The following is a 16,800-nucleotide window of genomic DNA, read 5'->3' on the forward strand; positions in this document are numbered from 1 at the left end:
GGAAATCAATCGAAGCAGTGATACACCGAAAAGAGCAGCTTGCAAAGGGATAGCTTTGATAGGGAAGGAGTCAAACCTATATGGAAAATATACGGCAGCAAATTATAGATGCGTTACGAAATATCGAGACAGAAGAACAGGTACGAATAGTATATGCTTGCGAATCAGGCAGCAGGGCTTGGGGATTTCCATCGAGGGATAGCGATTATGATGTTCGATTCATCTATGTAAGGCCTATGGACAGCTATCTATCCTTATTCGAAAAACGAGACGTGATTGAGCGGCCGATCAGCAATATGTTGGATATCAATGGTTGGGATATGAAGAAAGCATTATCCTTATTCCGCAAGTCGAATCCGCCGTTGCTTGAATGGCTGCAATCTCCGATTGTATATGCGGAAGAATCGGATGTAGTGGAGCAGATACGTGTTCTATCTTCCTATACCTTTTCTCCGAGAGCCTGTATGTATCACTATTTGCACATGGCCACAGGAAACTACAGGGAGTATTTGCAGAGGGAGTCCGTGAAGATCAAAAAGTACTTTTACGTGCTGCGCCCGCTGCTGGCCTGCCAGTGGATTGAGCGTTATCACGAGATGCCGCCTATCGAATTCCCAGTGCTGGTAGATCGGCTTGTGCCGGCGAACAGCGAACTTCATGCCGCTATTCAACAATTGCTTGCACGCAAGATCGCGGGAGAAGAGTTGAATATGGAGCCTAGAATCGAAGTCATCAATGCCTTTATCGAACAATCCATCGGATACTATGAACGGATTGCCGCACAACAGCCTGTTGCAGCAGGCGGATATGATGCACGGCTTGATGAATTATTCCGCAGGTCGATTACAACCGCAGATGTAAGGAGAGAAGAAGCATAATGGCAATCGTGCAATTATCGTCAACGCATCCACAGTTTTCATTTCTCATTCGGAAAAATCCGCATAACGGAATGATCTTGCGACAGATTCGCAAGGGGACGGCATACGGCTGGTACAGCGATGCAGCGAAGTATAACGTATATTTCAAGGATGCGGACAATGAGGTTTCCTATAAGCAGCATAAGGATGAGTTTTTTGAATATTTGAACGTATCTCGCTATAATACGCCGATTTTCCCGCTGCATGCGATTGGCGAATTTTTCTCGGCACCCTTCAAGGCGCAGAGCGAAGAGGATGTCGTGGGTTATGAGCATTCCTTTACCATCAACATGATTCATGTGGATCGCATGCAGTACATTCATTTTTTTCAAAAACATGTAACGGCATATACCTTCGACCTACATCACAGGACGGATAAGAGCTACTCTATTAAGATAACGACACAGCGAAGCTTGCATGAGCTGCTTCATGTCGTGAGTGTGCTGTGCTTATTCTTGTCTATATTCGGAAATGAGAGTCTTGATATTTCAGACAGTATGATCGTGAAATATGTGAAGAGTATGAACATTATAGATGCCCCCTACTATATTCGCAGTCTGTTCGCACGCATCTTCTTGTCCTCGAAGCAGGATTTCCGCAAACATAAAGTGGAACTGGAACGCACCGATCGTTATGCGATCCAGTTCGAGTACGGCGGAACTGCAATGCAGCGGAGAAATTTCATTGCAGGCATGCTGCCCTTCAACAAATCGATTCTCGATGTTGGCTGCGGCGAGGGATTCTATGCAATACCATACGCTTCGAAAGTGGAGAGCAGCAGCTACTATGCAATAGATATTAATGAAGATCTGCTTGCGGTCGTGCAGCGAAAGGCCGAGTCCAAAGAACGAGATAACATTATAACCTATCCGTCACTTGAACACTTCATGGAGCATTACAACGGGGAGCAGGTCGATGTGATGTTGACAGAAGTGATTGAGCATATGAGTAAGGATGAAGCGAAGCATCTGATTCAGTCGATTTGTACAAATATTGATTTTGAACATTTCGTCATTACGACGCCGAATGCAGACTTTAACGTCTTCTACGAACTGACGGAGTTCCGGCACCTCGACCACCGCTGGGAAATGGGAAGAGAGGAATTCGAAGCTTGGTTTGCGGAAGCGATGAGCGCTTATGGAGCAGCATACACATACGAATTCGTAGCGATCGGGGATCGTGTGAATGGCATATCGACGACACAAGGCGTCGTTATTAGGAAAGGAGGAGAAGAATGTGGAGCTTGTCACTAACGTTCATACCATCTATATGATGATTGGGCCGACGGAATGCGGCAAGACGACGTTTGCCAAGGAAGTGCTGATGCCGCAGTTAAGGGGAAATGCATCAGGGGCCATGCAAATGAATGTGCAATATTTGTCCTCGGACAGCATGCGGCAAGAAATACTCGGCCATGACTATGATAAATATGATCAGGTTATGCTGGAGGCCAGCGCCCAAGCTTTCAATCTGCTATATACGAAGCTGGACATGGTCACTTCTTTTCCGGTGAATGCTGAGTTCGTGATTCTGGATACGACCGGACTAGCCGAGGATTTCAGGGCCAAGGTTAGAGAGATTGCCGAACGCAATCACTACCACGTAGAGGTCATCCTCTTCGACTATCGCAAGCGCGAGGACTATTATGCCTCGGAGCGTTCGAAGAGACTGATTACGAACCATATGAATCGGCTGAAAAAGGATGTGCTCGGTTCTCTTGCGCGTGAAGGATATGCCAATATCCATCGGGTGCGCAGCAAGGACTTTTACTTACATGAACAGGGGGCTGCTAATCCGGAATATCGCGTCATTGTTCACAATCGAAGCGAATATGCGGCTACATTCCTGCCAAATGAACGCAAATATACGATTGTCGGCGATGTGCATGAATGCATTCATGACCTGCAAGGGCTGCTGCGCGGCTGCGGCTACCGAATTGAGGACGGCAAGCTCAGCGCCACGGAGCGGGTGCAGGATACGGACATCATTTTGGTAGGAGACTGGATTGATAAAGGCAGAGCGACCAAAGCAACCATCGACTTTCTATATGACAATCGGGAGCACTTCCGGTTCGTGCTCGGAAACCATGAGAACTTCGTATACAAGTACTTGCAGGGAGAGGTTAGTGGTATCGACCAGGAGCTGGTACGCACGTATTTCGATTCGATTCAGGTGTTGATGGGGGATCGAGAACTGTTGGATAGATTTAATCACTTGGTGTCCCTATCGCAGCCGTTCTATCAATTTCGTTCGCCTAATGCGCCATCGTTCTATGTGACTCACGCACCTTGCAGGAACAAGTATATTGGGAAGCTGGATGGGAAGGCCGTTCGTCGTCAACGTAATTCCCGCATTGATCGGGATGCACCGCTCGAAGAACAGCTGCGCTTTATTCAAGAAGAAGCGGTTAGCAATCAGCCTTATCATATATTCGGCCATGTGGCGGCCAAGACAGCCTTTCGTATCAAGAACAAAATTCACGTAGACACGGGCAGTGTGCATGGCAATCGATTGACCGCTGTAAGTATCTCCTACAAGCCATTCTACAAATCGCATCCTGCCAAGCAAGCGATTATGGAAGATGAGCTGTCGACACTGTTCGAAGTTCAGCGGAAAGTATCTCTGCAGGATCTAAACGATGAGGAAGTGCGGAGGCTGCATTACTGTACACGGAATCAGATTAATTTCATATCTGGAACGATGTCGCCTTCGGATAAAGATGTAGATGCGCATGAGCTGGAATCGTTGAAGCGGGGATTGGATTACTTTGCAGAACATCAAGTAGAGAAGGTAGTGTTGCAGCCTAAATATATGGGATCGAGATGTAATATTTATCTGTATCGTGACGTTGAGCAATGTTTCGCAGTGAGTCGGAACGGATATAGAGTCAAGCAAGTGGATCTAACAGATGTATACGAGCAGCTGCTACATAGATTCCGGGCTTTTATGGAAGAGAACCAGATCGCGATGCTTCTGTTGGACGGTGAGCTGCTGCCTTGGAGAGCGATGGGGGAAGGGCTGATCGAACGGCAGTTCAAGCCGATTGCGGCAGCTTTGGAGAGCGAGCTTGAATTTTTACAGCAGCAAGGTTTTGAAGCTGCATGGGGGAAGCTTGCGGAGACGTATCGGAGTACGGAATTTGAAAAAGACCAGTATCATATGTCGAAATCGGTTCTTAGTGAAAAGTACGGCAGTCATATCTATCAGAGCTATAAGCATGTTCACGATGCGATCAAGACGAATGTCCCGCTGAGCAAGCATGAGAATGCATACGTGACCTATCAGAAGCAGTTGGAGCTGTACGGAGAGGATGGGGAACTGGAATATAAGCCGTTTGGTCTGCTTAAAGTGATTGATGAGTCGGGTGAGGAACGTATTCCAGATGAGAATACATCTGCGATCTTTAGCTTCTTGTCTGACGACGAATACATAATTGTGGATCTAACACAGCCAGATTATGTTGAGCAAGCAGAGCGCTGTTTCTCTAAGCTGACAACGGAGAAACATATGGAAGGCGTAGTCATAAAACCAGAGAACACGATAAACAATGCCGTACCTTATATGAAGGTAAGAAACGCGGACTATTTGTCTCTTGTTTACGGCTATGATTATCAATTTCCGCATAAGTACGATAAGCTGATCAAGCAGAAAAATGTGCGCCAGAAGCTGAAGACCTCGCTGGGCGAGTATCGTCTGGGCCAGCAAATGCTTGCTGTAAAGCTTAATGAAATAACACCTCAGCATGCGGAGTATAAGGAACTGGTTGCAAATCTATTATTTGAAGTAGGCAGAGAGAAAGAGCTTGATCCAAGATTGTAACAGGCATGATCTGAAAGTAATCATTGTTGATGGAATTGGTCAATTGATGACTTTATTTAGTAAGAGCGCTCTTTAGGATGACCTAATAGAGCGCTCTGCTGCATGAATTGATAGATTAACGCAGAACTGATCTAAGCCGCTCATCTACTTGAGCGAGGAAGAGCAGCAGTTCTTCTAGCAAGGCGACGCCATTCTCCGTGACGATCAAATGTCCAGAAGCAATTTCACGGTACTGTGAACCGGAGATCAGGGCAGCAAGTTCTTTCGTCTGCTCGACAGGCACCATGCGGTCATGGGTCAATCCAATAATGAGAGTTGGAGCGGTAATGCTGCCTAGGAGCGGACGTAGATTGATGCAGGTATCGAGTTCAATGTGATGGTTCATCTCCGGCGCAAGATTTTGAGCGAGATCATCTGCCATCGCCAGCAGCTCATGAATGGCATACCGATTCAAATAATCGGAGCTATAGCCGGTATACATTAGGAATTGGGCGAATGCGGTACGATCGGAAATGAGCAGCTTGTGCCATAAATCGAATTGGAACTGTACCGACACGTCTGATTCAACCCATCCTGCAACCAGCGTAAGCGATAGCACGCGCCCTGGGTATTTGGCTGCCAGAGCTGCGGCAATCTCTGCTCCTAGCGAGTAGCCAATAACATGAAATTGCTCGAATCCTTCCTGGGAAGCGACGGCTAGATGTTGCTCCACCACATCGTCCAGCTCTAGTCGTAAGTTTGCTCCCAACTGACCGTAGTTGGGTGACATGACGGTGAAGTGGGAGGACAGGGTATGACTTAATTCTTCCCACAATTGATGGGTTGCTCCTGTCCCATGAATGAGCAATAAGCCTGATCCGCTGCCTTCAACGGAATATAACACCTCTACAGAATCCTTTTTCACAATTTTATCCATTTCATCCACCGCCCATATGATATATTGAGATTGTCGACTGATCATTTTGATTGGCGCTTATCTTTTCGATGCTAATCATAATTGATGAACATAATTAATGTAAGTACGCACTTTTTGGTGAAATACTTACCGTAAGGAGAGTATGAGATGACAAGTCCGTCTATGTATGAAATCAATGGGAAGCGGTACCAGTGTGCAATCGAGTTGGCAGTCTCTATCATTTCGGGGCGTTGGAAGCCGACTATTATTTGCAAACTGTTTGCAGGCAAGCATCGTTATGGGGAACTGAAGAAAGGGATTGTAGGCATTAATCATAAAATGCTTGCGGAACAGCTTAAGGAGTTAGAGGCTGCGGGAATCATTCGCCGTCATGCCTATCCTGTAGTTCCGCCTAAGGTAGAGTATGAATTAACTGAGCTTGGGATGAAATTAAAGCCGATTATCGATCAATTGCAAGAGTGGGGGGAGCTATTCCAGCTGGCCAATAAGCGAGAGGTGATCCCAGCAGAGAATAACATGGTAACTGACCTTTAACCATGCCATGTGGCGAGAGAGAGTCAAAATGTAAGAATGCCAGGATACATTGGCTCCTTTACAGATATAGCAGGCTGAGCTTCATGAAATTGTGCCATAAAATCTGTGGAAAATCATGTTGAAGGAATGGTAGAATGTGGTATGGAAATGGATAGAAAACTTTCAATTTCATAGAGAAAGGAAACGTTATAATGAGAAGAATAGTACATGCGGGAAAATGGATGCTGGCGGCGGTATTGAGCTTAGGGATAATTGGAGTATCCAATGCATCCATCGTATCGGCAGAGCAGAAATCAAGCAACGCAATTCAAGAATATGGATCGAACTCGTTAATTAAGAAAGACAAAACCTATTGGGTGTGGGGAAATTATCAGGCTGTGCCGACTCAATTGCATGGAATTGGCCCAGTAACACGGATCGTTGGCCCTTATGTGGTGACGGATGACAAGAAGGTATGGTATTTGAAAGGTAGCGCGATATCGCCAGAAATTAAGATTCACCCCGTAAGCGGCATAAATGATATGGTTTTCTGGAATGGCGATTTAGCTATTGATGCAGATGGCAAAGTTTATATTGTTGCAGACGAAGACAATGCTCAATTCAAGGAGCTGTCCGGCATCGATCAGGTTGAAAAAATAGCTGCGTACTCCCCTGAACATCCGAACCCGGAACGATGGTTTTTCCTGAAGAAGGACGGTACTGTATGGGAGGGAACGAATAAATTAACTTCGTTTGAGAAGGTTGCTTCCTTACCTCAGGTGAAGTCCGTGGCGAGCGGGCTGGTGCTTAAAAAGGACGGCACGGTGTGGAGCTGGCCGCTTCAATTTCCGGCGGGAAGCACCCCAGTTCCTTCGCAAGTTGATGGTTTGGCTGCGATCCGATCCATCTATTCAAATAGAGAAGCGAATCTGGCAATCGACTCTGCATCTCGCCTCTGGTTTTGGGGTGGTACGTGGACGGGGGTGTCCGACGTAACGACGGTTCATGACAATCCGAAGCCGATTCAGTTGAAGAATATCTCTGATGTGAAAGAAGCGTATGTTGTGGAACGTTCAATCATTGCGCTCACGAATGGCGGAAACGTATATCAAGCGTCTATTGAAACCGAATCGATGTCAAGCGGCGCCAAGTTTGAACTTATTGCTTCGAATATCAGCTCGGTAAAGGCTGGCTGGAGACATATCATCATGCAGAAGGCAGACGGCTCTCTATGGGGCTGGGGCGTTAACAATGATGCGGATTTAGGAAACGGGGACTATGAGTTTATGCATGCGCAGGCCGTGCCGGTACACCGTGCGGTATCGCTTGTGTTGAATGGAGAGACTGTTAAGATGAACAACGGCGTTGTTATTCGCAACGGTCAAGCCTTCGTGCCGATTCGTTCGATATTCGAGAAGCTGGGTGCCACGATCAAGTTTGATATACTAAGCAAGGTTGTCACGGTCAGCCGCTCCAATGCGGGTACTGGCAGCGCGGAATTGACCATTGATGTCAACTATAAGTCGGGGACAATGACGCTGAACGGCAAGGAAGTTCAGTTGGACAACAAGCCTTTTGCGATTAAAGGAACCTCTTATTTGCCGCTTCGCTTCATTAGCGAGAAGCTGGGAGCGAAGGCAGAATGGGTGCAAAAGGAAGATAAAATTTCGATTACGATGAAATAGGGAGTATGAATGGAGTCTTGCTCCGGTTATGACAAATACCGGGCAGGGCTCTTTTTTATATAATTAGAGAGTACTCAAGGGCTCAAGCTTCCTCCTAGAGCCCTTGAGTACTCTCTTAGGCAGGTTATATACATCTTCTTGTCGAAGATATTATTTTCCCTCGGTCGATTCCAACCCAATGATATGCTTAACGAACTACTTATCGTAAGAAAAGGCAGGGGAGCAGTGTGGACAATCTAAAGAGCAAAAAAATACTTATTGTGGACGATGAACCTGATATTCGAACCATGATCGATATGCTGCTGCGCAAAGAGGGATATTATCGAATTTATACGGCATCCGACAGCAAATCTGCACTAGCCGCGTGCCGCAGGGACAAGCCTGACATCTCCATCTTGGATGTAATGCTTCCAGATCAGGACGGCTTCGCGCTACTGACGGCCATCCGCCAATTCTCCAGCATGCCGGCGCTGTTCTTGTCTGCGAGGGGCGAGGATGAGGATCGGCTGCTCGGATTAGGTCTAGGAGCCGATGATTATATTGTGAAGCCTTTTTTGCCAAGGGAGCTGATTCTTCGTCTGAACGGCATTTTGAAGCGAGTGTACCAGATGCATCAGGAGGAGAGGTTGCCGACCTACCACTTGGAAGGATGTACAGTGGATTTAGAGAGCGCTGTAGTGTATCGCAAGACTGATGGGGATAGAGAACGCGAGCAGCCGCTTACGGCCAAGGAGCATGCCATTCTTATGAAGCTATATGAGAATAGAGGACGCATTGTGACGACTGATGCATTGTTCCAGGCCGGTTGGGGCGATGATGGCACCAGCTACGAGAATACGTTAATGGTGCATATACGGCGAATTCGGGAGAAGATCGAGGTGGATCCTTCTACTCCCTGCAGCCTGCTAACCGTTAGAGGGCTCGGGTATAAGCTTATGGTGAAGGAGCCATAGGACGATGGATAATATTATCCGACTTATTCGCCGGTTTACGGGCGTTACGTTTGTCATTTTTGCCGGAATTATTGCTTTGAATTTGGTTATGCTCGGTTTCTTCGTGTTCAAAGAGATTAACGCCGGACAATCTCCACAGCATGCCGTGGAGTATGTTGCGAATCATTTGCAGCGGAAGGGACAGTCGCATGTATTAGACATATCCTCCCGCCAGATGCTGGAGGATACCGAGGCATGGGCGATGCTGCTTGATGAAGGCGGCCAAGTCATATGGGATTACAAGCTGCCTGAAGACGTCCCGCGTGCGTATTCCTTAACCGAGGTTGCCAAGTTCACCCGTCATTTTTTGCAGGAGCATCCGGTTTACGTATGGGAACATACAGATGGACTGGTCGTACTTGGTTATCCGAAGGATAGCTATGCGAAGTATCATTTCGACTTTCTCGTGCCATGGATACGGTCTTTACCCCAGAGATCCCTATACCTACTGTTGGGCAACATCGTGCTCGGCTGCGTGCTGGCTATCATAATCGGTACTCGCCTTGCCCGATCATTGAAGCCGCTCACAGGTGTTGTTAACGCGTTAGGCAAGGAAGAGGCCGTCCGTGCAGAAGAGAAGGGGATATTCGGCAAGCTCGCGCGAAGCATCAATGACACCTCTGAAATGCTTCGAGAAAGGCAGGCGGCTCTTCGTACTCGCAATGAGGCGCGGTCGAATTGGATTGCGGGAATTTCCCACGACATTCGTACGCCTCTGTCCATGATTCTTGGCTATGCGAGCGCGCTGGAGGAACATGCGGAGGTGCCTGAGGAGCAGAGGCAACAGGCGGCAATTATTCGCAAGCAGGGAGAGAAGCTGCGCTCCCTCGTTATTGACTTGAATCTTGTCTCCAAGCTGGAGTATGAGATGCAGCCCTTGAACATGGCGCCTATGCGATTGGCGGCTCTAGCCAGACAGGTTGCTGCAGACTTTCTGAATCAAGGGCTGGATAAGCAGTATGCCATTGAATTGCAGATCAAGGAAGAGCATATTCAGGCTGAAGTCGATCGCAAGCTGATGCTTCGTGCCATCACGAATCTGGTTCAGAATTGCATCGATCATAATCCAGATGGCTGCGACATTTCGCTGCTTATAAATCAATCAGCCGATGGTTCGGCTTGTCAATTTACAGTGATGGATAACGGAGTAGGGATTCAGCGTGAATCGCTGGAGGATCTGTTGAAACTGCCATACTCCGCGGAGAGGCAGAACTTGCGACAGAATGGACATGGCTTGGGACTTCCTATGGTGGCTAGAATTGCCGAGGCACATCACGGACAGCTGTTGCTGGAGAGTGACACGGGGCAGGGCATGTGCGCTACAATTGAGCTGCCAAGCTGTTCGGCCAAGGCAGCTTGTAGCTAATCTAAGCTAACAAAAAGACGAACATAGACAGTTAGTAGAATTGTATGATGGTGTTCTAGTATTTATGGAATATCTCATTTACATCATGACGTTCAACGTTCTTGATCAATGAATATGCTAATATGCTCCTCAGTTAAACAATCACGAAAAGGGCCGTTCTCTGATCAGCGTATGATCCAGATAGCGGCCCTTGGTTGAATAAAACTACTATGGCTTATAGGTTCTTCTTATGTTCTCGGGAAGAGTGTCATAGGGAACTTCATGCCAATAGGTAACTCCTCGAAGCCTTGTCGTATACAGCTCCAGATAAGCTCCTTCACGTAATTGCTTGCTGGTGGTAAAGTCCAGTTGTTTTTGACTCCCTTGGCTATCAAAAGCGAGGAGGCTGTATTCATATCTGCCGTTCTTGTTTTTCATCGCTTCGTTACTGTTGATTTGTACATAATATATCGTCTTCCCTTCCGGGTTGTCCGGCGCTAGTCTTTCCGGAGCAAGGAAGAATATACCGAATGCTACGACGGCTGCGAACAACAGCGCGGCGATAAGAATTATTTTTTTCATTTCAGATTCCCTTTCTGGAGCGAACTAGGCTTGTATGACATCATTCCTTTGCAGGCTGCGAATGGCGAGACTAGTGAACAGAACAATATAAATGCCGCTGATCACATAGAATTGGATAAGCTCCGCACCATTTAGACTTTCCTGACTGAGTACACCCATACCAATCGTCAGCATGGAATACGGCAGCAGCATGCCGAACTTCGCGACATACAGCCCCAACCCAAGGAAAACAGCGCATAAGCAGATGCCGATCGGTGCTGCAAAGCTGCGGATTCGCAGCGAGAGCACAAGCTGGATGGCAGCTATCGCGAGAGAGGATATCCATCCTCGAAAGATCCATCCTATCGCATCGGAAGGAAAGGCCGAGGAGATGCCAAGCAAATGTCCCATACCGAAATAGAGAGTGAAAAATATCAACTGAACAATAAACAGGAGCGCTCCAACGACAATCAGCTTGGCTATGATGACGCTGGCAATGGATACAGGGGCCGTCAGTACAGCATTCCAGTTCCGGTTCATATGCTCTAATCTGCATGCATAGGCACAACAGATAGCGATTAGCACAGGGAGGAAGAACATGCCATAAAAGAGAGCAGCTTGCGTCCACAAGCTGTACCATTCCTGCTGCAGAACCTCTCGATTGAAATAATAATTTGCACAGCCAATTACGAGACTAATAACGGGAAGAACAACAAGAATGATCCAAATTCGAGAATGCCGCAGCTTCAGAACTTCGGCGGAAACGCTTCGTAACATATCGATTAACCTCCTATACTTCCTTGCGAGAAACATGTATATTACCTGCCGCGTAACATGCGGCAGCGATGAGCAGCACCGCAGCTATCAGAACGGGACTTGGCGGCTGCATCACGTATGTTGCGGTTTTCTCTGTATATAGATAGGAGACAGGAGACAGTCCGGAATAGTAAGACCATATAAATATCCGGCGCACGAATGCAGGAAATAGATCCGCTGTCATGCCAATAAAACCGCCAATCATGCCTAGGCACAGGGCAAAGGATTGATTCTTTACGATAAGGGAAATCCATTGTTGCAAGGCAATGATGGCTATGCTTGTCAGAAGTGCTCCTCCAATATGCAAAATGAGCAGTCGCAACGGGATCGAATCGAAACCGTTCATCATGCCGAACGCGAAAATAATGCCAGCCTGCAGGACGAGGTAAAGGAAGAGAATCGATGCAGCGCATATGAATTTGGCAGCATAGAAGCTGTTCCGATTCATATTCGTTGCCATTAGCAGCTTCCATGTGCTTCCTTTGTGCTCCATGTCGCACAAGCGCGATACGACGATAGCCGAGATAATCGGGAGAAATAAGCCGTTCATGGAGGCTGTTGTTGCAATTATCGTTTTCCAGTCCGCGCTGCTGGGATTACGAGCGATCGACATCGTTGTTGATACCAACGCCCATAGCATTTGAGCACCCAGAAATAAGGCTGCCATTGCGAAGATACGCTTGCGGCGAAGCTTGAAATATTCTAGGGACAAAGCTCTAATCATAAGCTCCTCTCCCTTCCGGTAAGCTCCAAGAATATATCCTCCAGTGTTCTTTTGCGTTCTTCGATCCGAAGAACATCAATACCGCTCAGCACGAGTTCCTTATTCAGCCTCGCCACTTGTTGATCGCTCATATGCTCGATCTGTAAGCATTCGTCCTGCAGGTTGGCCATATAGCTCTGAGTTTGCATCCATGCTGCGGCTGCGGCATTATTGCCCGTTCGAATTGCGAGTGACGATCTATTTCGCTCCTGCAGCGTCTCTATTTTCCCTTGGTAGAGTAGATTTCCGTCATTAATAATGCCAACGGAGGTGGCGATCTGCTCAATTTCAGAGAGCAGGTGGCTGGACAGAAGCACGGTAATTCCGTACTGCCGTGGCATTGATTTGATCAGCTCGCGAATCTCCCCGATACCTGCAGGGTCTAACCCGTTCGTAGGCTCATCCAATATGAGCAGCTTGGGGTAGGAGATAAGAGCCATAGCTATGCCCAGCCGTTGCTTCATGCCGAGTGAGTAATGCTCTACTTTTTTGTTTTTCTGGTTTTCAAGTCGGACAATTCTCAGTGCCTCATCTATATTTTTTCTCGGAACCCCGCGTAATGTCTGCATGACCCTCATATTTTCAAGTCCAGTCAAATGACCGTAATAAGAAGGAGATTCAATCAAGGAACCGATCTGATTGAGGATAGAACGCCGATGTTTGCCGAGCTCCTGACCGAATAGGGTGATGCGGCCATCGGTGGGCTTGGCTAGACCAAGCAGCATCTTCAGGGTTGTGGATTTTCCCGCCCCATTCGGGCCGAGGAAGCCGTATATTTCGCCTTCAGGAACCTTAAGGTCAATTTTGTTCACCCGACATACATGGTTATAAAATTTCGAAAGGCCGCAAGTAGCAACGACGGGTTGGGTATTCATCGAGTATCTTCAACTCCATTTCGTATCATTCAAATTATGATTTCATGCTTCAACTGTAAGTCCCGAACCTTTCATAAGGCTGAAATTTACCTTACGCCAACCTTAAATGACGGTGTATGTAAGAAAGATGAGAAAAAGTTGAGACGAAGGAACCGGGTTTCTGAATTATAGTAAAGGCAACAAGAAAGTACTCTCGAATGTACGAGGTTGATGATGAGAGGAACAGATGGAACAGATATGGGAGATGGAGGAGTAGATATGAGTTCAATGTCGAAAAAACAAGTGGTCGTTCGTGTCGAGGACATTATCGAGCAGCTAGGGTTAGATGAGGGGGCCGTTCTGCAGGAATTGCGGGAAGAGGTTAAGGTGTATAAGGAGGGCCTTGAGGCTGAGATGTATTGAATCATCAGCCCAAGGCCCTGCTGTGCTGTTAATGAAGTCCCTTGCTTTTTATCATCTCGGTCATATTTTGAACAGCCTTGTTTAAATAGCGATAATAGGTGGCGCGGCTCATATTGCAGGCAAGCGAAGCCGCGATGTGATTATGAGGATGCAAGTTGTAGGCCGTATTTAGGAGAAGCAGATCCTGCTCTTGAAGGCGGTATGTGTTGTGCTCAAGGATAGATAGCAAGCGTGCTTGCAGAGCGACTCCGTTCGCAATTGCAGGAAAGAAGCGGGTATAGTGATTTAGTTTGCCGGGCTCGTGCAGGCAGGATAGCATTTTGCGAACATCTTGTACGGTGATCGTGCTTCCTTGCTCGCTGGACTCACTTGTCTGCTCCGAGAAGAAGGACATGATCCATTCCCCGAATCGTTCTTGTCTGAGATCAAGCTCCAAAATATCCGCTCTTGCGTATGAAGTATCACAATTCCTTGTACGTGTGGGACGAAGCTGGAACCCAACCTGCTGCAGGAATGTCTTCAAATTCGGATTGGTGGCAACCAGCACTGCGCGGGAGCCTTGACCAAGTAAGGAGAGCCGATCTCGGGTAAGCAGGCCGACGATCTCTTCTCGAGTGAACATGGGATGCTTGTCTGTAGCTGCTGCTAAGACAGCGTAGTACGTATCTGCCTGATCCGCGCTGCAGGCTAGTTCCTCTTGCGTGAAGCATTCATGAAGTTCGGAAGGTATGTATTGTTCCATCAGTCGGCTTGTATCCCGATGCATAAGCAGCAACATGAACATGCCGATAGGCTTGCCATCCGCTTCGCGCAGAACCACAATACTCTCTGGAAATTGTTCAACGAGTTCATCCATAAATTGATGGTAGATGCTACGCTGCCATGGATCGATGCTATAGTCGCACCACTGATCCAGCAGCTCATGCAGCACAGGCAGATCGGCTTCGGTCACAATTTCGAGCGGCGAGTCAGGCGAGTCTACCGTCCAGTCTGCATACAGGCGATCAGATTGGAGGGTATCCTTGCACAAATAGAGCAGCTTAGCCGCTATTTCGCGCCTATGATGAAGATCTACATGGCGAAATTGCTGATAGAGAAACTTGGCTGCCTTCGTTCGAAGCTCTTCCAATCGCTCGGGCTCTCTTGCTCGGAAATCCCGATGCAGATGCATACGGGCAATATCATGCAGAGCAATGCCATCAGGAACGGTTCGAATAAAAGACATGCTCTGCAGCAGCCGATATTGCTGAATCGTGACAGGGCGCCCCAGGAACTTCGAGAGCATCTCTTGGTTGGCTTGCTGCAGCACGATCAATGCATCGACGCATGGCTGAACTTCATCGGTTGTGAGTTCACGCAGTAAATGGGCGCTGATCGTCTGAGAGACAATACTCGTATCCTTGTTCGACAGCTCCTGTTTCTTTTGAACAGCTTCTACTGCAAGTGCCAGACCGAGCGGATGGCCATCTGAGCTCCGAGCAATTTCCCCGCTTATCTCCTTCGAGAATGCACCTGTGTGTGAAATATAGTCCATCGTCTCCGCAAACGAAAAATGGGCCAGCGGCAATTCGGTAATGTGTCTCCCCCTGTGCGGATTCGTTTTCCATACAAGTGGGATAGGGGAGCGTGAGGCGAATACGAGGAGGACACCCTGTGACGACATCTTCGGCCAAAATGCATTCATAATCCAGCCTTCCAGCAGTGATATATGCTCGGAATTGTCAATAAAGATAGCGATGCGATGGGAAGCGTGAGCAGAAATAAGTACTTCGAGCGGATCGACAGGCTGACGATTATATCGTTCTAATTGAATGGCGGACGCTAAGTATTCGAAAAATCCTACGGGCGTTGTCAAGCATGAACGTCCGTCCAGCCAGATGCTCGTCCAATGTCGTTGCTGAACGGCAAGCATCATCTTCGTCATGAGCGAGCTCTTGCCTATGCCGCCCATGCCAGATATGTATAGAATACGGGAAGGGGCTTGGGGATCGTCGAGCCAGTCGATGACGTGACTCATTTCTTTGCTGCGCCCGATGAATGGTTTGGTATGTTCCAACCAATGGAGCTGCACGGTATCGGCTGCGCCTCCTTGTGATTCATTTATATCTCATGTTAACGATTCCCTTCTCATCTGGCAATATCGATAAGACAACAGACTGCTACTGTAGAGAGCATACTTGAGGAGTATATTATCGATTAGCTTTAACATCATAACTGTGTAGAACCGAGCGGTATCAGGAGTATTTCCTGAGCATCCTCGGTTCTTTTTATTATATTCATGAACAGTGGGTCTATAATGGTTTTAAATATATTTATCTGGATGACGGTGTAGTAACGAGTATTCAAGAATAGTCTCCCTTTTTAATGAATCGAGAGGTGAACGGGAATTATCCTGTTTACCTCTTTTTTGCTTAGCAAACTCATCGTTATATTCGGAGATTAGAAGAAGATGCCACATGAAAGTAACTGCACGCGTTCGACCATACTGCATGCCGCGGAACGTGTGCTTTTTTATTTGCTAGGGAAGGAGGAGATTATATTGATAAACAGAAAATGTATTGCTCGTCAATGGTGACCTCGCATCTTTGTCCAGTGTCGGTGAATCCGGTTTTGATGTACAACCGTTGTGCAGGGATATTTTTATGATTCACAGCCAGTACAATTTCGTTGGAATCCGGAAAATGTTCAGGTATAAAGCTCTTTAAAAGCTCTAACCCTGTTGAAGCATATCCCTGCCCCTGCTTCGCATAATCGATAGAGAAGGACGTAAGCAGCAGCGCATGTGGATTCTCGGAATATTCCTGAACTCTTGCATTCTTATTCAATACAAAAAAACCTACCGGCTGATTGCCAGCTGTTATGACGATAGGGTGCTGACCATCAGAGGTATCCAATCGTTGATTCGGCATTGCAGCAAACTGTTTTTGCTCCGCAGGGAGTTGATAGGATTGGAGTGCCTCCAAATATGCAGGCTTGTAAAATTGCAGTTTTACTGTAAGCTGGTTCATCTTCTCGATTTCACCTCAACTTATACAGGAATTTGGATTAACCTTTTTGGAATCAGTGTAGCAATTTGGATGCACATTCTAAATGTAAACCTGAATAAAGGAAGCTATTCATCTCCGATGAAATATGAACCTTTTTGATATATGGAGGATACTATTCCTTTTCTGTTGAATGTAAGGACAAGAGTTGT

Annotated in this window: 15 protein-coding genes; 8 read left to right on the forward strand and 7 right to left on the reverse strand. The window is 47.1% G+C overall.

Features of this window, described 5'->3' with window-relative positions; all coding sequences use genetic code 11:
• Nucleotides 1–80 precede the first annotated feature (80 nt).
• From M3661_RS21660 to M3661_RS21670, 3 genes are read left to right on the forward strand one after another with little or no spacing between them, the layout of a single operon-like run.
• Entirely contained in the window at nucleotides 81–878 is a 798-nt protein-coding gene (locus M3661_RS21660; protein ID WP_065290069.1) for a nucleotidyltransferase domain-containing protein, read from the forward strand.
• Entirely contained in the window at nucleotides 878–2,170 is a 1,293-nt protein-coding gene (locus M3661_RS21665; RefSeq protein ID WP_251488491.1) for a class I SAM-dependent methyltransferase, read from the forward strand. The genes M3661_RS21660 and M3661_RS21665 overlap by 1 nt, the downstream gene beginning before the upstream one ends.
• Nucleotides 2,154–4,736 carry an AAA family ATPase gene (locus M3661_RS21670; RefSeq protein WP_251488564.1) on the forward strand — a complete coding sequence of 861 codons (2,583 nt, stop codon included), beginning with the start codon at nucleotides 2,154–2,156 and terminating at the stop codon, nucleotides 4,734–4,736. The genes M3661_RS21665 and M3661_RS21670 overlap by 17 nt, the downstream gene beginning before the upstream one ends.
• Nucleotides 4,737–4,851: 115 nt before the next feature.
• Here the strand turns inward: M3661_RS21670 and M3661_RS21675 are convergent, their stop codons facing one another.
• Nucleotides 4,852–5,652 (reverse strand): alpha/beta fold hydrolase, encoded by an 801-nt coding sequence (locus M3661_RS21675; protein WP_251488493.1) that lies wholly within the window; start codon nucleotides 5,650–5,652, stop codon nucleotides 4,852–4,854.
• 147 nt (nucleotides 5,653–5,799) lie between these two features.
• Here M3661_RS21675 and M3661_RS21680 point away from each other — a divergent pair, with 147 nt between their 5' ends.
• The 4 genes from M3661_RS21680 (at nucleotide 5,800) to M3661_RS21695 (ending at nucleotide 10,208) form a co-directional block, all read left to right on the forward strand.
• Nucleotides 5,800–6,186 (forward strand): winged helix-turn-helix transcriptional regulator, encoded by a 387-nt coding sequence (locus tag M3661_RS21680; RefSeq protein ID WP_251488496.1) that lies wholly within the window; start codon nucleotides 5,800–5,802, stop codon nucleotides 6,184–6,186.
• Nucleotides 6,187–6,377: 191 nt separating this feature from the next.
• Nucleotides 6,378–7,850, forward strand: a complete 1,473-nt coding sequence (locus tag M3661_RS21685) for a stalk domain-containing protein (protein ID WP_251488498.1) — start codon at nucleotides 6,378–6,380, stop codon at nucleotides 7,848–7,850.
• A gap of 227 nt (nucleotides 7,851–8,077) precedes the next feature.
• Complete coding sequence (locus M3661_RS21690; RefSeq protein WP_251488500.1) at nucleotides 8,078–8,803, forward strand: response regulator transcription factor; 726 nt, start codon at nucleotides 8,078–8,080, stop codon at nucleotides 8,801–8,803.
• Between the two features lie 4 nt (nucleotides 8,804–8,807).
• Nucleotides 8,808–10,208, forward strand: coding sequence for a sensor histidine kinase (locus M3661_RS21695; RefSeq protein WP_251488502.1), 1,401 nt, complete (start codon nucleotides 8,808–8,810; stop codon nucleotides 10,206–10,208).
• Between the two features lie 207 nt (nucleotides 10,209–10,415).
• Here the strand turns inward: M3661_RS21695 and M3661_RS21700 are convergent, their stop codons facing one another.
• From M3661_RS21700 to M3661_RS21715, 4 genes are read right to left on the reverse strand one after another with little or no spacing between them, the layout of a single operon-like run.
• Complete coding sequence (locus tag M3661_RS21700; protein ID WP_251488504.1) at nucleotides 10,416–10,769, reverse strand: YxeA family protein; 354 nt, start codon at nucleotides 10,767–10,769, stop codon at nucleotides 10,416–10,418.
• A 24-nt stretch (nucleotides 10,770–10,793) separates the two neighbouring features.
• Nucleotides 10,794–11,525, reverse strand: coding sequence for an ABC transporter permease (locus M3661_RS21705; protein WP_251488506.1), 732 nt, complete (start codon nucleotides 11,523–11,525; stop codon nucleotides 10,794–10,796).
• A 13-nt stretch (nucleotides 11,526–11,538) separates the two neighbouring features.
• Entirely contained in the window at nucleotides 11,539–12,288 is a 750-nt protein-coding gene (locus M3661_RS21710) for an ABC transporter permease (RefSeq protein ID WP_251488508.1), read from the reverse strand.
• A complete protein-coding gene (locus tag M3661_RS21715) occupies nucleotides 12,285–13,202 on the reverse strand; it encodes an ABC transporter ATP-binding protein (RefSeq protein ID WP_251488510.1) in 918 nt (305 codons plus the stop codon). Before M3661_RS21715 ends, M3661_RS21710 begins: the two co-directional genes overlap by 4 nt.
• Nucleotides 13,203–13,460: 258 nt before the next feature.
• Between M3661_RS21715 and M3661_RS21720 the strand changes: the two genes are divergently transcribed.
• Nucleotides 13,461–13,604 carry a hypothetical protein gene (locus M3661_RS21720; protein WP_251488513.1) on the forward strand — a complete coding sequence of 48 codons (144 nt, stop codon included), beginning with the start codon at nucleotides 13,461–13,463 and terminating at the stop codon, nucleotides 13,602–13,604.
• A gap of 28 nt (nucleotides 13,605–13,632) precedes the next feature.
• Here the strand turns inward: M3661_RS21720 and M3661_RS21725 are convergent, their stop codons facing one another.
• Nucleotides 13,633–15,675: an ATP-binding protein gene (locus tag M3661_RS21725; protein ID WP_251488515.1), complete on the reverse strand. Its 2,043-nt coding sequence runs from the start codon at nucleotides 15,673–15,675 to the stop codon at nucleotides 13,633–13,635.
• A gap of 463 nt (nucleotides 15,676–16,138) precedes the next feature.
• The gene (locus M3661_RS21730; RefSeq protein ID WP_251488517.1) at nucleotides 16,139–16,612 is read right to left on the reverse strand and encodes a GNAT family N-acetyltransferase; all 474 of its coding nucleotides are present in this window, start codon (nucleotides 16,610–16,612) and stop codon (nucleotides 16,139–16,141) included.
• Nucleotides 16,613–16,800: the final 188 nt, after the last annotated feature.

The sequence above is a fragment of the Paenibacillus sp. MER 180 genome, from assembly GCF_023713665.1.
In the GTDB taxonomy this organism is placed as follows: domain Bacteria; phylum Bacillota; class Bacilli; order Paenibacillales; family Paenibacillaceae; genus Paenibacillus_B; species Paenibacillus_B suaedae.

Coding starts and splice junctions, on each gene's coding strand:
- M3661_RS21675 (WP_251488493.1), bottom strand. CDS start 5,652: ATGGATAAAATTGTGAAAAAGGATTCTGTAGAGGTGTTATATTCCGTT.
- M3661_RS21685 (WP_251488498.1), top strand. CDS start 6,378: ATGAGAAGAATAGTACATGCGGGAAAATGGATGCTGGCGGCGGTATTG.
- M3661_RS21660 (WP_065290069.1), top strand. CDS start 81: ATGGAAAATATACGGCAGCAAATTATAGATGCGTTACGAAATATCGAG.
- M3661_RS21710 (WP_251488508.1), bottom strand. CDS start 12,288: ATGATTAGAGCTTTGTCCCTAGAATATTTCAAGCTTCGCCGCAAGCGT.
- M3661_RS21705 (WP_251488506.1), bottom strand. CDS start 11,525: ATGTTACGAAGCGTTTCCGCCGAAGTTCTGAAGCTGCGGCATTCTCGA.
- M3661_RS21715 (WP_251488510.1), bottom strand. CDS start 13,202: ATGAATACCCAACCCGTCGTTGCTACTTGCGGCCTTTCGAAATTTTAT.
- M3661_RS21720 (WP_251488513.1), top strand. CDS start 13,461: ATGAGTTCAATGTCGAAAAAACAAGTGGTCGTTCGTGTCGAGGACATT.
- M3661_RS21700 (WP_251488504.1), bottom strand. CDS start 10,769: ATGAAAAAAATAATTCTTATCGCCGCGCTGTTGTTCGCAGCCGTCGTA.
- M3661_RS21730 (WP_251488517.1), bottom strand. CDS start 16,612: ATGAACCAGCTTACAGTAAAACTGCAATTTTACAAGCCTGCATATTTG.
- M3661_RS21695 (WP_251488502.1), top strand. CDS start 8,808: ATGGATAATATTATCCGACTTATTCGCCGGTTTACGGGCGTTACGTTT.
- M3661_RS21665 (WP_251488491.1), top strand. CDS start 878: ATGGCAATCGTGCAATTATCGTCAACGCATCCACAGTTTTCATTTCTC.
- M3661_RS21680 (WP_251488496.1), top strand. CDS start 5,800: ATGACAAGTCCGTCTATGTATGAAATCAATGGGAAGCGGTACCAGTGT.